This window comes from Agrobacterium sp. NPDC090283, assembly GCF_044769685.1.
Lineage (GTDB): Bacteria > Pseudomonadota > Alphaproteobacteria > Rhizobiales > Rhizobiaceae > Agrobacterium.
Window position 1 is genome coordinate 1 of sequence record NZ_JBIVYG010000030.1, and the last position, 14,870, is coordinate 14,870.

Annotated in this window: 14 protein-coding genes; 8 read left to right on the top strand and 6 right to left on the bottom strand. The window is 54.6% G+C overall.

Annotation, left to right across the window (positions count from 1 at the left end):
* The first annotated feature begins 998 nt into the window (after positions 1-998).
* From ACIQUH_RS26500 to ACIQUH_RS26510, 3 genes are all read left to right on the top strand, one after another.
* On the top strand, positions 999-2,162 hold the full coding sequence (locus ACIQUH_RS26500; protein WP_400820889.1) for a DUF2235 domain-containing protein: 1,164 nt from the start codon (positions 999-1,001) through the stop codon (positions 2,160-2,162).
* A 139-nt stretch (positions 2,163-2,301) separates the two neighbouring features.
* Positions 2,302-3,468, top strand: coding sequence for an MFS transporter (locus ACIQUH_RS26505; protein WP_400820892.1), 1,167 nt, complete (start codon positions 2,302-2,304; stop codon positions 3,466-3,468).
* Between the two features lie 93 nt (positions 3,469-3,561).
* Entirely contained in the window at positions 3,562-4,017 is a 456-nt protein-coding gene (locus ACIQUH_RS26510) for an ArsR/SmtB family transcription factor (RefSeq protein WP_400820894.1), read from the top strand.
* Between the two features lie 65 nt (positions 4,018-4,082).
* On the opposite strand, the gene ACIQUH_RS26515 is transcribed toward ACIQUH_RS26510, so the two are convergent.
* Entirely contained in the window at positions 4,083-4,298 is a 216-nt protein-coding gene (locus ACIQUH_RS26515) for a hypothetical protein (RefSeq protein ID WP_400820897.1), read from the bottom strand.
* A gap of 397 nt (positions 4,299-4,695) precedes the next feature.
* Here ACIQUH_RS26515 and ACIQUH_RS26520 point away from each other — a divergent pair, with 397 nt between their 5' ends.
* Complete coding sequence (locus ACIQUH_RS26520) at positions 4,696-5,253, top strand: hypothetical protein (RefSeq protein WP_003519947.1); 558 nt, start codon at positions 4,696-4,698, stop codon at positions 5,251-5,253.
* A gap of 22 nt (positions 5,254-5,275) precedes the next feature.
* Here ACIQUH_RS26520 and ACIQUH_RS26525 read toward each other — a convergent pair whose 3' ends face one another.
* From ACIQUH_RS26525 to ACIQUH_RS26535, 3 genes are all read right to left on the bottom strand, one after another.
* Positions 5,276-6,067: a hypothetical protein gene (locus ACIQUH_RS26525; RefSeq protein ID WP_400820899.1), complete on the bottom strand. Its 792-nt coding sequence runs from the start codon at positions 6,065-6,067 to the stop codon at positions 5,276-5,278.
* A gap of 1 nt (position 6,068) precedes the next feature.
* Positions 6,069-6,323: an AlpA family phage regulatory protein gene (locus ACIQUH_RS26530; RefSeq protein ID WP_191217127.1), complete on the bottom strand. Its 255-nt coding sequence runs from the start codon at positions 6,321-6,323 to the stop codon at positions 6,069-6,071.
* A 114-nt stretch (positions 6,324-6,437) separates the two neighbouring features.
* Positions 6,438-7,421: a hypothetical protein gene (locus ACIQUH_RS26535; RefSeq protein WP_400820902.1), complete on the bottom strand. Its 984-nt coding sequence runs from the start codon at positions 7,419-7,421 to the stop codon at positions 6,438-6,440.
* 367 nt (positions 7,422-7,788) lie between these two features.
* Here ACIQUH_RS26535 and aqpZ point away from each other — a divergent pair, with 367 nt between their 5' ends.
* Both aqpZ and ACIQUH_RS26545 read left to right on the top strand, forming a co-directional pair.
* Positions 7,789-8,514, top strand: a complete 726-nt coding sequence (gene aqpZ / locus ACIQUH_RS26540; protein WP_400820904.1) for an aquaporin Z — start codon at positions 7,789-7,791, stop codon at positions 8,512-8,514.
* Between the two features lie 52 nt (positions 8,515-8,566).
* Entirely contained in the window at positions 8,567-8,860 is a 294-nt protein-coding gene (locus tag ACIQUH_RS26545; RefSeq protein WP_400820907.1) for a hypothetical protein, read from the top strand.
* 214 nt (positions 8,861-9,074) lie between these two features.
* Here the strand turns inward: ACIQUH_RS26545 and ACIQUH_RS26550 are convergent, their stop codons facing one another.
* On the bottom strand, positions 9,075-11,012 hold the full coding sequence (locus ACIQUH_RS26550; RefSeq protein WP_400820909.1) for a glycosyltransferase family 2 protein: 1,938 nt from the start codon (positions 11,010-11,012) through the stop codon (positions 9,075-9,077).
* Positions 11,013-11,181: 169 nt separating this feature from the next.
* Here ACIQUH_RS26550 and ACIQUH_RS26555 point away from each other — a divergent pair, with 169 nt between their 5' ends.
* Entirely contained in the window at positions 11,182-11,943 is a 762-nt protein-coding gene (locus ACIQUH_RS26555) for a transporter substrate-binding domain-containing protein (RefSeq protein ID WP_149744347.1), read from the top strand.
* Positions 11,944-11,980: 37 nt separating this feature from the next.
* Here ACIQUH_RS26555 and uppX read toward each other — a convergent pair whose 3' ends face one another.
* Positions 11,981-13,273 (bottom strand): Wzx-type polysaccharide biosynthesis protein UppX, encoded by a 1,293-nt coding sequence (gene uppX, locus ACIQUH_RS26560; RefSeq protein ID WP_400820912.1) that lies wholly within the window; start codon positions 13,271-13,273, stop codon positions 11,981-11,983.
* 286 nt (positions 13,274-13,559) lie between these two features.
* Between uppX and uppY the strand changes: the two genes are divergently transcribed.
* Entirely contained in the window at positions 13,560-14,855 is a 1,296-nt protein-coding gene (gene uppY, locus ACIQUH_RS26565; protein WP_400820915.1) for a Wzy-type polysaccharide biosynthesis protein UppY, read from the top strand.
* The last annotated feature ends 15 nt before the right edge of the window (positions 14,856-14,870 follow it).

Below are 14,870 nucleotides of genomic sequence, written 5' to 3' on the forward strand. Positions count from 1 at the left end.
CGCTTAAACTCTTCGCTGAAATTCGATTTGCCCATGATGCTCTTCTTGCCTCAAAATTAGGAAAGAAGGTGTCTACAAATCTTGGGGCTATTCACAGCGCCATGTTTTAAAGCACGTAGAGGCAGAGTTCGTACAACGTGAACCTGTAGAGCACTTGCTCATCTGGGAGTCGCATAAATTCTGATGCTGTTCCCTTTACCCAGTATGTGATGCGCGATGTTTGAACCACCGCGTTTGTTCGAGACACCCCGAATAACGCTGCACGCTTCACCGTGGCTTACGGCAAAACGCGAAGAGTGGGCTTGAATTTTTCAGACGCACCGGCAAAAACAAGAGAATGGTAGTCATCTTTTTTGGTGGGGTGTTGTGGAAACAAAAACTTATTATTCGAGCCGGTGGTTCTCCGTTTTTGTAACGGTCGTTTTACTTCCTATGACACTCGCCTTATTCTCTATTTCGTCTTTGAGTCATATTTCTGGTATCTTCTTCGGCCTGATATCTTTAATGTTTGCTTGGTTTTCTACGATTGGCATTTTTAGCGTATTCAAGCGCTCCAAGGTCACTCTCGCCCCTGAAGGTTTCACGGTTCGGCGCGTGTTAAGCAAGCCTGTTTTTGTTGCGTGGCAGGACGTGACGTCAATCCACACAATATATATTAAGGGTTTCTTTCCAGTCGTTACATGGCGACCGAAGCGGAAGCCCGAACGGTCACCTGTGCTGAGTTTTTTATTTGATGGTCGAGCGTTCCCGGTCCGTTCAGGGTTTTATGCAAACTCTTTTCTCAAAGAGTTAGAGAAGTTTCACGAAGCTTATGGTGGTCCAGACGGTCAAGTCTTCGTATCCCATTAAGCCCGATACCTGCCGGATGTTCCTTACTGCGCAGACGCACCAAATCCTTGTCCAGTTCGCTCAGCCGCATCATCAAGGTTGATTTTCATCCGGTAGGTTTGTCCGACTCAGGAGCGTCGCGTATAAAAAGCTGTCGTAGGAGAGGAACCGTGGAATTGTTGAACACACCGCCTTCGTCACCGAAAAAGAAGCTCGCGATCTTCTTAGACGGAACGTGGAATGCAGTCGGTACAAACACGAATGTTTGGCGCCTCCGCTCTCTTTGCGCAGACAAGGATGCCGAGGGCCTACAACAGCTTCGCTACTATGATTCTGGGGTAAATGGCTTCATCGGAGGCGGTTGGGGCAAAGGCCTCACCGAGAATGTCCAAGAGGCTTACAACTGGCTTGTCGAGAATTATGAAGATGGCGACCAAATCTTCATCTTCGGTTTCAGCCGTGGAGCCCACACCGCCCGGAGCCTCGCGGGCTTCATTTCAATATGCGGTCTTCTGAAACCCGGAGGAGCATTGGGGGTAGATCAGCTATATGAGCGGTATCGTAATGATGATGACCGCACGATCTATAAACTTCCCACGTTTGAACCCAAGAGCATCACGCTTGAAGAGCGGTGGATGCTGAAATACTCCCGCCCGGTGGCAATCGAAATGGTCGGCGTTTGGGACACCGTGGGGGCGCTCGGCGTTCCCGCTTTTAGCCTCGCCGGCGTCAGCAGTTCTACACTGAAGTTTCATCATACAGGCCTTCGCATACCGGTCAGGCACGGGTTTCATGCGCTTGCGATTGACGAACATCGAGCGAAGTTCGCACCTACGCCTTGGACAATTAGAAGCAAGGCTGGAAGCGCCGCGGCGCAAATGAGGTCGATAGAGAGTGTTGAACAGCGCTGGTTCGTCGGTGCTCATGCGAACGTCGGCGGCGGTTGTTTTAACGATACGCTTGCCCAGATCCCGCTGAGGTGGATGATGCAAAAAGCGTCTAATCTTGGACTGGCTTTTCGCAATGAACTTGAGCTGGAGGGTGACGAGCATTTGGGCCCGGTTTCGGATTCCTATAAGGAGTTCCTAAAAGGCGCCTATTCCTGCGTGAGCAAGAGAAGTTATCGCCCTGTTGCACCTGAACCGTTTGTAGGGCCGACGGGCACCCACACTAGAGTCAATGAAACAATTGACGTTTCAGTTTTTGAACGATGGCGGGACAACGTCGACTATCGGCCGCCAAACCTGAGTGATTGGGCAAAGCGGAAAAAGATCGATCCAATCAACATCCAAACTTCCGTTTTAGCGAACTCGCCTACCGTCGACGCGCCTTGACCGAGACGCTCTCGTGAGCTGAACCGGTATTTCGCGCCAATTCGAAGCGATCTCCCCCAAGTCTGAGCGTCTACGGCCAGAGATTTGATGGTGCCGTGGTTGTTATCTGAGCGTCACACTTCGGCTCTACGAGTGAACAATGCAACGTCACCTCTTTGTGTTATTCCTCCTTGCGCTGACCCAGATCACCGGCTGGGGTGTGGTGAGCGTTTTGCCTGTGATCGCGACGACAGTGGCGACCGAATTCCGAACCTCGTTGCCAATGGTCTTTATCGGAACCTCTGTGATGTTCGTCGCGATGGGTCTTGCAGCCCCTTGGACAGGGCAAGCGTTTCGAAGATTTGGACCGCGTTCCGTCATGGCTGCGGGAGCCGGGGTCATCGCGGCAGGGCAGTGCCTGCTCGCGCTTTCTGCTGACCTGTTGGTGTTCTGGGCAGCCTGGATGCTGGTCGGAATTGCAGGCTCAATGTTCCTGACGACATCTGCCTACGCCTATATTGCGGATTATGCGGAGGATCGCGCGCGGAGCCTTATTGGCACATTGATGTTGGTAACCGGTCTGGCCGGTAGCGTCTTCTGGCCCATTACCGCTTTTCTCGATGGTGTGGTTGGCTGGCGTGCAACAGTTCTTATCTATGCCGGTATCATGGCTTTTGTTGTCTGCCCGCTGGTTTTAATCGTCCTGCCGGCCACTGGAACTGGGGCCGCAGCGGCCATCAACAAAAGAACTGCTCGCAAGGGTCCTGTCTTCGCCCTTCTTGTGACCGCCATCGCTTTGAACAGCTTCGTGACGTTTGGCATCGAGGCTGTAGGTATTCAGCTCTTGCAGGCAACAGGAATGGACCTTGCCAAAGCGGTCGCGATTGCATCGCTTCTGGGGCTCTTCAAAGTCGGAGGACGTGTGATTGACTTGCTGGGTGGGCAACAATGGGACGGGTTATCCACGGGGATCGTGTCCGGCGCAATGATACCCATCGGTCTTGCTGTAATGTGGATAGGTGGTCAAGGCTTCCTGTCGGTGGCTGGTTTTCTCGTGATCTACGGCGTGGGAAGTGGGGCTTTCGCTGTTGCCCGCGCCACCATGCCGCTCGTTTTCTTCGAGAAATCCGACTATGCCGCCGCAATGGCAACCATTGCCTTGCCAATGAATTTGATCAACGCACTGGCACCGCCGGTTTTGGCTGCGCTCATGGCGGGGATGGGGGCAGAGGCGGTCTTTGCGGTTCTTGGCATCCTCAGCTCGATGGCCTTTATGGTTTTATGGCAACTCAACCGTAAGCGGTCGTGGAACACCGTGGCTGAGTGATTGCTGCCGAAGAAGCCGGCATCCTACTAGGCAATCAAGTTTCTAGATTTTTAGAAATTCATATTGAAACCGCTAATCTCAAAGAGATTTTGAATGAGCCAAGAACGAGACAACGCCCATTGTCGATCTGTGCCGGATCGGCCTACAGGGACAATTCTGCACTTTCGAAAAGACGGAAACACACGCAAATGTTATGACGAAACCCATGGAAATCTGTGGGGCCGAGGCAGTATGCATAGAGCGGTTGAAGACAAGAACGCCGAATATTTCCAACGGTGTGGCGAGGTGCTCAACATCCTGTCGAACGCAAAGCGCGTCGAGGTCGTGCTGGCACTGTCCAAGAATGAGCATAGCGTCAAGCAGTTGGCCCATCAAGTCGATTTATCGCAATCAGCGCTTTCTCAGCATCTCGCAAAAATGCGCGAGGCGGGTGTTGTTGAAACGCGACGTCACGGACTTGTCGTCTATTATCGGTTGATAATGCCGGAGCTGATAGGGTTGTTGAAAGAGGTGGTGCTTTTCGTCAAACTGAATTCTAAAAAGGCATGACCACCCAAATTCCTTACATCGAGGAAGCCTGTAGCTTTCACTACTTGTAAATGCTTTCACCATCGTCAGATAGCGGCCAGACAGTCCGAATTGGAATGTTCCTGACCTCGCAGCTGTGCCAAGTCCTCATCGAGTTCGCTGAGTCGCAGCATATGTGCAGTTATCTGCAATGAGATGATATGCCGATCATCTATCGAGAAACGTTCCCACCTTTTGAGATTGTCTATGACCTCAATGAGGTCGAGACGTTCCTGTTCGAGCTTCTCCAAATTCCAGATCATCGCAACCGGGCTCCCGTTTTGACTTGCGTGAAACGTAGCATGGGCGGATCGGTTCAAACCGATAAGATTTAGCGTAAATTTTATCTAAATTGCCGTTTCGGCTTTTTCAGAGAAACCGCAGGTCAGCGCTTATCCGCGCCTGCGAGTCCGCCGCCAGCTGCAAAAACTCCCTAGAGACGTCGCCGTAAATAACGGTCGGCATAACGCCAATTACATTTGCAGGCCAAAACGCTAGTGCGGGGAATCTCCACGCATGGCAGGTCTTGCTCCATCTGGAGACATCAATGCCGCGCTCGCGAGGGTACAGGCATATGGGGAAGCTGTACCCAAATTACCTACAGACAAACACTCACACACACAATCAACCTCACAATAACCAAACGAAGGAACCAACACTATGAGTACCCAACAGATACTCGATGGCTATACGCAAATGGTTGAAGAGAGAACAGCAGGCGGTTGGGAAAGTTATATGCTCACGCTGATGTTCAATGCGCTAAGCGGCAATGAAAAAGCCAAGAAGGCCCAGATGCGTTACACGGTGGAGCAGCTTTATGTTCGCGTACTGACCCGCCTCATCAAACGGCCCTATAAGACCCCGAGTATTCAGATGCCATTCTGGCTTGCCAGTTACGACTGGCCAGTGCGGAAGCTGTCTGGCTGGTCCACATCGGACAGCGCAATCAACGACGGGATGCATATTCACGTACTGGCAATGGTGCCGCCGAATGCGCGTACCGGACGCCGAGTAACGGACCTTATCGCGAACGCACCAACTAGTTTCCTGATTGGCAAGACTGCGCCCCTTTCCCGCATTCATGTCACGCCCATCGAAAAGACGCTGGCACGGGCCGCGGCATATACTCTGAAGTCAGTAGATAGAAAGAGAGCGACCCCGGAAGAGGTTATTGTTCTTCCGAAGTCGAAGCGCGAATTGACTAGTTGGCGTACGTGATTGGTGGACCGTCTGGAGGCGGTTACGCTTTCTTGTGCTTGATCGAGCGAACAAGAATGCTCGTGGCGGGGCCAATCGTGATGATCTCACATTTCATCTTGAACAGCTCGCCCTGCGGCAGACGCCTGAAGGCCTTCGCTGATTTTTTGATCAGTAAGTCCGCATGTACGATGGTCAAATCGTTCTCTGCTGCAAATGCCTTGTCTTTATCGGAAACAGGAGACCGGTCTAGGGCTTTTGCCTTTTCGGAGACAACGCCCTGATCGGTCGCGTTCGAAGAACTAGCAGGCAACGCGTGCGTTTTGGAGCGCTTATTGGACTTCTCTTCACGCGCAGTCTTGTTTTTGTTTGCGTGTTTGTCTGCCAGTGCCTTCAGGCCCTTATTGTTGAGTTTGACTGCTAGGTCGTTCCCCGAAAAACCTTTTTCAACCAAAGGCCCCGCGGCGCGAAAGTAGAAGCTTGCCCTTTTCTGCGCATCCTCGCCCGGGCCCACCATGTACTTCAGAACCCACCGGACAGCGTCGTCCTGCTCGGTTTCTTTTGGCTTGCCGATGCTGTTCGGCGAACGATTGCAGAAAGCTTTCCAGAGCTTGGCGTTCTTTTTCAACTTCAAGCCAAGATCGCAAGCCGTGGCAATATCCTCACACACTCCTTGCCTATAGCCCCTTTCCCGACTGAAATATCGGAATTGCAACTTCGAAACAGCACTGTTCATCTCAAACACCGATAGGTCTTTCGATTTCGGATTATCCGATTTTTCCTTCAACTTAGCTTCAGGCGCTGCGCTGCGATTTTTTGAGGAAGAAGTAGACATGTTATTTGCCTCCCCTCTCGATTTCACGCAGTAGGTTATGAATATCCTCGGCTTTCCATACGGTGACCCTTGGCGAGATTTTGAGCGGTTTTGGAAATTTGCCGTTTTTGACGCCCGCCCAGAAACCTGACTTGCTGATTGGCAGCGGGCCGCTGGGGCCAACAATCTGGTTGAGGCGTACAAATCCCGTTTGCGGGAAGGTCGGCGGTACACTGCGCTCGTGCAGTTTGTCGTTTTGAAAACGTATGTGCTTCATGTCTTTCGTCCTTTCGATCTTGATGACGGAGAAAGATTGACGCGAAATTTATCGATTTAAAATTCTGTGCGTGTCCATGGACATGGTAGCCAAAAATGGACAATCTGTTTGTGTTTAGTCTTTGATTATCTTTTGAAAAATTTCATTGAAAGATGCAGCCTCTATATCGATAAGCTTGGCAGGTGCAAAAGCGGTGGCTGGCCCGTCGCCAACGAGGCGCATGGTCTTCCGTTCGAGATCAGTGTCGGTCATCCGTCCAAAGACGTGAGCGGCAACATAGCGAGTGCGGCGCATCCAAGTGTCGAGGTAGGGCTGGTGGTTTTGATAAGAGAAGAAGCCATCTAGAATGAGTTGCAGCAACGTTTTTCGGTTTATGCGGATTGTTGAGGCGGCATACAGCAGCGCCAATGTTTGCTTGTTCTGGCTCCATCGTTGATGAAGCAACGACCGCGAGACGTATTTTTCTTTGTAAGGGAAGGAGGGGTTTTTATCTTTCAGCACATCCAACATGAGGACTGCTTTGCTGAGGCTCGGAAGAAATGGGCGGCCTCTTGCACTGGATCGATCAATAGCATGATGAAGAAAACGCATGGCGAGGACACAGGTATTTATCGATTTTTCATCCCGCTCAAATGTTATCCAGAGTAGCTCGAAAGACGGATTTTGTGCGAAAGCTTGATAGCCACCCAAGCCGTCATAAATCTCGATCAAAAAGTCCAAGCTTGTGAGGATGTATCGAGCTGTTATGTCTCTCTCCAAACTCAACTCGGCGTAACCCAACTTCCATTCCGCATCATGCATGTGGTCAAGAGCTGCGTGCACCATGAGAATTTCTCGCACGCGACGTTCTCGGGGCACGATCAGCCACCCGCCGAAACTTGCGGCTAAAACTTCCTTGTAGCCGGGGTAATACTCATGGTTGTCGAGCAGCACCTCTAAGATTTCCTTGGCTTTGTATTTGCCGACAAGCGCAAGGACAGTTGGGCGGATGTGATCGGTTGCTTGATGCTCAGGAGCCCATCGCCGTTTCAGCGCATGGAGAGCGGTGATGACATCTCGCATCTCTTTTGATTCAATCACATCTTTAACGTCGACCATGCTATCCCGCCTACTTTGGTGAACGGGATAAGACTATCTGATTCATGGAAGTAATGCAGCGCGGCGCGCAGCTAGTTTGACGGGTACTGTTAAGATCCAACGGGCGAGGTATCGTCCAATAACATCCAATATATTTACGGTACATTGTGCGGTAAAATCATATAATAAGAAAATTTATGGTTATATTTCAATTATTTGTATAAGTAATTCGATTCCCTTCACCCGCTCCATTTTCAAAGCGTCTGAAACTCTTCCTCTGCCGCGTTCAGCCGCCATCGTGTCGCTCGTCGCGCGAATATGCAATTTAGCTTGACTACGATTAAATTGCACGTAATAGTTGATGCAGTCGTAACATAGGGGAAGTGTTATGAGTCGCAAACTTCTTTCGGAATTTCTGGGAACCTTTTGGCTCGTGTTCGGAGGATGCGGCAGTGCGGTTTTTGCCGCCGCCTTTCCCGAGCTCGGCATCGGATTCCTTGGTGTCGCTTTCGCTTTTGGTCTGACGGTTCTGACCATGGCCTATGCGGTTGGCGGCATTTCAGGTGGCCACTTCAATCCAGCCGTTTCAGTCGGCCTCACGGTTGCCGGCAAATTCCCGGCAGCGAACCTCTTGCCTTATATCGTGGCTCAGGTCGTGGGGGCGATCGTCGCGGCTGCGGCGCTTTATGTCATCCTCACCGGCAAGGCGGGGGCTGACATCGGCGGTTTTGCCGCCAATGGCTATGGCGAGCATTCGCCGGGCGGATATTCTCTCGTTTCGGCGCTGCTGATCGAAGTCATCCTGACGGCATTTTTCCTGATCGTCATTCTGGGCTCAACGCATGGCAGAGTTCCGGCCGGCTTCGCGCCGATCGCCATCGGTCTTGCTCTCACCCTTATTCATCTGATTTCCATTCCGGTCACCAATACATCCGTCAATCCGGCCCGCTCCACGGGACAGGCATTGTTCGTTGGCGGGTGGGCGCTGCAGCAGCTCTGGCTGTTCTGGCTCGCTCCGATCCTCGGCGGCGCCATCGGGGCCGTGATCTGGAAAATCTTCGGCGAGGAAGAGAAGGCCGGCCATGCCGGTTCGGTTCAACCTGCGCAGACGTGAATAAGAGGGTTTGTTTCCTCGAATGGTCGGGGAAACGACTGAGGAGGATGAGATGGATCTTGCTTCGATATTGGCCCAAATCGTCGGCGGTGCGGTAGGCGGCACGGCAGGCGGAAAGATAGTGAAGGACTCCGATCTTGGTTCGCTCGGCAATCTGATTGCCGGCGCCATCGGTGGTCTCGGCGGCGGAACCGTGCTCGGATCGCTGCTCGGCGCGGCGGGAGGTGCGGCAGCCGGCGGCGTCGATATCGGCGCTCTCGCCGGTCAGCTCGTTGGCGGTGGTGTCGGCGGTCTGATCGTGCAGATCATCGTCGGCCTGATCAAGAACAAGCTCGTTACCAAGTAGAGCGGTTCGGTCGCCTTCAGGATGAAATGACGGACCTTGCCGAAGGAGGCGCTTCGTTCGGCAAGGCGTGAGCTTTTCGTATTTCGGTGACGGTGGCGATGCAATGCCTGAAGCGGTTTTGCCGGCAGCAGAAGCGTGACCGAAATCGTGAAACGCCGTCGCGGTTGACAGAGGAAGTATTAGGGCTTGTTTGGCTGCTGTCGAAAATACCGGGTCACGTGGTATTTTTGACGGCTGGCATATGTGGCGTCTTGTTCCATGCGAAGGGTTTGGTTTTGAGCTCCACCACGGCCCGCCAGGCCGCGACGGACAAGATCAGCCAATATGCGGGCATTGCCAGCCACCGCTTTCCGACATGCCTTTTCTCATAGGCGATCATTCTGCTTCTGCCCATCAGCACGAAGATCGTGTAGCTTCCGACGATATTCAGCGCATCGATAAAAAACAGAAGACCCTGCCAGGTGAGCAGCAGATCGACGCCGTTTTCCCGGATGGCGAGGGCCATGAGTGCCAGGGAAACGAAGAGCAGGGGATGGGCCAGAGACGACAGAAGCATGCCGCCGATCAGCAGCTGAAAAACCATATAGGCAATCCACCCCATGTCACGTGCGGTCGCAAAGGGCGCACGGGTCAAAACCAGCCAGCTTTGCAGCCAGCCCTTGTACCAGCGTGTTCGCTGGTTCAGCCACACGGGTAGCGAGGTCGGCGCATCCTCCAGCGTCTGCCGTCGGATGACGCCACAACGATAACCGAGCCGATGCAACCTCAGGCCAAGATCGGCGTCCTCAGTGACATTATAGGGATCCCAGGCACCGGCCTGTCGCAGCACGGCGGTTCGGAAATGATTGGAGGTGCCGCCAAGTGGCAATGGCAACCCGTGTGCGGCAAGCGCAGGCAGCATGCAGCGGAAAAGGCCGGAATATTCCAATGCGAAACAGGCGCTGAGCCAGGAGGAAGAAGCGTTGCTGACAATAAGCGGCGCCTGCAGGCAGGCAACCTCCTCCGGCGCGTTGCGGAAGGTGGCATAGGCTTCGCGCAATTGTTGCGCATGGGGCCGGTCTTCGGCGTCATAGATGACAACGAATGCGCCGCGTGCGCCGGAAAGCGCGTAAGTCAGGGCCTTTGGCTTGGTGCGCGGCAGGGAAGGCGGCACCTTGACGACCTCCATATGCGGGCCGGGATTTGTTCGCTGTATTGCCTCGATTGTCGCGCCGTCGTCGGCCTCGCAGACAAGCTTGATGTCGAGCCGGGATTTCGGCCAGTCCAGACGTTCCAATGCGCCAATGAGTTGCCCGACGACGGCCTCTTCCCGGTAAAGCGCCACCAGAACGGTATAGATGGGCAACTCTTTTTCCCGCTGAAGAGGCGGGATGGTTTTCGTGTCGTTCTCCGCGGGTACTTGGACGAGCGCGAACAGCCTGAAAAGCAGGGTAAGGAGGTAAAGCATCGTCAGGGTGACATGCAGATAGGCAAATGCCGCTTCCGTATAGAACAGCAGCGACAAAATGAGCAGGGTAAGGAGAACGCCGCTGCAAAAACCCTGCTGGCCGTGAAGCGTGATCCTGGCGGAATGCTGCGGCGCCGTGTTGAAAAGCCGCTGCTGGGTTTCCGCCAGGCGGCGGGCCTCGCCCGCTTTCCAGATTGCGCTGCGTATCGCTTGTGGCGTGGTCACGGCACATTCGTCGAGAAGACGCGGACGCTGATCCAGCATGTTTTTCAGCGATGCCATCCGCGCCAGTTCCGGCACGATCAGCAACGTCGGCGTGCCGTTGAGCGGCGTCAGCCGCAGGAACCTTGGCTGGGAGAGCTGAGTGTCCAGCTTGTTCAAGTCCGTCACCCGGTCGGGTCCGATTTCCGGGAGAAACGGCAATCGCAGAAATCTCGCGAAAGCGCCGAAATAGGCATCCACCGTGACGAGACCGCTTGCCAGCAACTCGTCTTCCACAGTCGAGCCATTTTCCAGCGCCCGTTGCTCGAATGCTTCGATATAGGGCCTGCCAAATCCCAGCGAAGAGAGAAAGCGGGCTTGTCCGGCCTGGTCCTGTTCGGAAGTGGCCAAAAGCGGATTTTCACGGGTATGGGAAAGTGCAATTTTTCGTGTCGTCGGCGTCGTGCGAAACGAATCTCGTGTATATTGCCTAAAATAATCCATGCATCGCCGCCGCCGTCATGGTAACGCCCACTTCCTGTTACGGATAGTATAGATGAGAATGACGAATGTAACGCGGAATATAAGTCTCGGATTTACTTTAGCTTTCGCTTTACAATTTACCGGTTTTTTTAGCGATGCGCGTGCGGAGGGTCTGTCCGACGGAAACCGGATGCCGGTGCTGTTCGATGCGCAGGAGCGGTTTCCGGGCGGCGATCTTTCTTCCGTACCTCGCATCAGATTTCTGATGTCGGTCGATTTCCCGCCCTTCAATTTTACCGATCAGGAAGGCCGGCTTGCGGGTTTCCATGTCGATCTGGTGCGTGAAATCTGTGCGCAACTGAAGGTCGAGAGCAAATGCCAGGTGCAGGCGCTGCCGTTTGACGAGCTGGAGGCGGCTTTGGAAATGGGTGAGGGCGAAGCGGTGATTTCCGGTCTCGCCACCACCGCCGACCTGCGCAAGAGTTTTACCTTCTCGCGGCCCTATCTCTTGATGCCCGCCCGTCTTGCGGTGAACAAGGCGGCGAAATTCACCGGCTCCGGTGCCGATGCGCTTTCGGGAAAGAAGGTGGGCGTGGTTGCCGGCTCGCGGCACGAACAGATGCTGAAGGCATTCTTTCCAAAGGCCACGGCTGAAGGTTTCGATGGTTACGAGCCGATGTATGACGCGCTGAAGAAAGGCAAGGTGGACGCCATCTTCGCCGATGGTCTGCGCCTGCCGTTCTGGGTTTCGGGAAGCGCTTCCGAAGGCTGCTGCGCGCTCTTCGGCGGTCCCTATATGTCCGACAGGTTTCTGGGCGAAGGTCTGTCCATCATGACCGTCGATCCCGACAACGTGCTCGTTCCGGCTTTCGATCAGGCGCTGGCCGCCCTTTCCCGCAACGGCCGGCTGGAGGAAATTTACCGGCGTTATTTCCCCTACGGGCTCTATTAGAGGGAGTCGGCCCCCAGATGTGTCCTGACGCTAGCTCCTATTTTGCTGGCGCGAAAACCTCTTCATTGCGCCGCAGGCGCAGCAGCGCGATCCATACGGCGGCGGCGATGGCGGTTTCCACCATGAAATAGCTGCCGATCGTTCCGGAAATGCTGAAGGACCAGGTGAAGAAGGCGACGACGACGGAGCCGATGAGATTGCCGCTGTTCCATATCTTGGCGCGAATATCCTGCCGTCCGGATGCGCCGAGCGCCTCAAGCGCGGTGGCGGCAACGGCCATCGGCAGAACCGCCCAGCAAAGCACGCGGGTGATGATCGGCAGCGAGACATATTCATCGCCGAACAAAAGCGGCAGGAAGGGAGCGATGATGAAAATGACGAGCGCACTGCCGGTGGCGATGAAAAGTGCAGCCTTCAGCACATTATAGGCGCGCTCTATGGTCTTGGTGATGCCTTGCAGGGCGGCGGAAGCCGAGCCGGGATAGATCAGCCGGTTGAGGGCCTCGACGGAGAGATAGGAACTGTCGAGAATACGCCGGGCGATGGAATAGCTGCCGAGCACCTCGGCGCTGGCAATGGCGCCGAGAACGAGAATATCGGCATTGCCGCGCACCGCCTTGAACAGGAACTGGGTGGAAAACAGGATGCCGATGCGGATTTCCTCACGCACGATGCGGAACACCGGGCTGCCGAGTCTTGCTATCGCCTTGACCGAAATCACGGCCGCAATGGTGTGGGCGGCGAGGTTCCACAACGCCCAGGCCTCAACCGTCTCCACCTTGAAAATGAGGCAGGCGACCACGGCGGCAATGGTGCGAGCGACGGCGAACATCACTTCCAGCTTGTTGGCGGAGCCGAAATCGGAATGGGCGATGAAGCTCTGCGTGGAAAGCGAGATGACCTTCAGGAGAACGAGGTTGGTGAACAGGATCAGGAAGGTGGTGATCAGCGTGTGCAGCAATGTTTCCGAGGTCGGGAAAAAGACCGGGATCGTCACCATGCCGATGATCGTCAGTACAACGCCTGTCGCGGCGCTTAACAGATAGCTGTGGCCGAGCATGACGGGAAACATGCTGCGATCCTGCGCGACACGGCGGATCAGCGATTCCTGCGAACCGATGCCGCAGATCTGGACGCCGAGATTGGTAACGGCCGTGATGGAGGCGTAAAGCGCAAATTGTTCGACACCGAGATGGCGGGCAAGCAGCGCGAAGGTCAGGAGCTGGGCGGCGCTGGACATGAGGAGCGCTCCGCCGGACGCCATGTAGGTCAATCCCAGTCTGACTAGATGGCCGAGCCGCGGCGTATTGAACGACACCTCATTCTCCATGTTTTCCGGCAGTGCCGGGCGAATTCAAAAATGACTGCGCTGCTTTTAAAATCTGGCGAACTGAAAAAGCCGCAACCGGCCAATAAAGTGAAAGTCCGCGACCCGAATGAATGGCAGTTTATCCTGTCTTATCCCCCTTGAGGTAAGAGAGGGTTAAAGCAATTGCATAATAATGATGATAATGACTGTTTATGGTTATTTGGACATGGCCCTGTTTCAGAAGGGTTTCGTTGTTCGTCACAAGGCAGGCCAATGATCCGACTATCCATTTCCGATGCAGGCGACCATGCCGCGTTTGGCTGATACGCAGCCCGTCTCTGCGCAAGGCAGCGCCATATCCCTTGCCGGCGGCCGGCGCGACGCGTTTTTTTTCGTCGCCACCATGCTCTATATCTGGATTTCCGTCGCGCCTTTCGAAAATCTTGCAGCACCGCCCGTGCCGCACGCCGCCGCAAACCAGCTGACGGGCCTCGTCATCGCATTGATTCTCGGCGTTTTTGCACTGCGCCACCGGCTGACGGGGCTTCTGCTGCGGCCGCGATTGCCCATTCTGCTGCTGTTCTTCTGGCTGGCTATCTGCTCGGTGGTTGGAACCCAGCCCGGCACGTCGCTGCAACGTCTGATCTTCACGGCGCTCCTGTGCTTCATCACCAGCGTCCTCGTCGTCATGCCGCGCGACCGGCGGCAGTTCGACCGGATGATGGCCATCTTCGCCATCATTCTCCTGGCGCTGTGTTATCTCGGTGTGATCTTCCTCAGCTCGCGCTCGATCCATCAGCCCTATGATCTCGATGAAAAAGCGCTGGCGGGTGACTGGCGCGGTATTTTCAATCACAAGAATGCCGCCGCTCCGGCGATGATCATTCTCTTCATGATCGGGCTTTACCTGCGCAATGCCTGGTCGACGCTGGGCGGCATCGCCATCACGCTGCTGGCCGGCTTCTTCCTCTGGAAGACCAACGGAAAAACCGCGGCCATGCTGTTGCCCGTCACGGTGGCGCTGATCTGGATCATGGAAAGGCATGCCCACCGCACCCTGCTGATGATCGGCGGTCTTCTGGCCTTCATCAACATATCCGCGGTCGGCTCCACCTATTTTCCGAGCATACAGAATTTTGTCGAGAGCCTGGGCATCGATTCCACTTTCACCGGCCGGACGGACATATGGCGCCTGTCCTTCGACACCTTCGCGCAGTCACCGATCTTCGGGCAGGGGTTCCAGGCATTCTGGGCGAGCGACCGGCTCCTGTCGCAGGCCGATATTGCCGGCACCTGGGCGGTCACAGCCTTCCATGCCCATAATGGCTATATTGAAAGCCTGCTGAACGGCGGCTTGCCGGCCTTCATTCTCACTGTCATCTGGCTGGTCATCATACCCGCGAACGATTTCCGCACAGCGGTGGGCAAGGGCACGGATCCGGGCCTGACCCGACTTTTTGCAAGAATCTGGGTGTATGCGCTACTTTCTTCGTGTTTAGAGAGTAATTTCTTTACCGGAACCGGGCCTATCTGGTCTTCTCTTCTCATCGCAATCTATTGTTTGAGACATCAGGCTTACGACATACTCGAAGAGGGACAGTAATTTGCAGACAGGCCG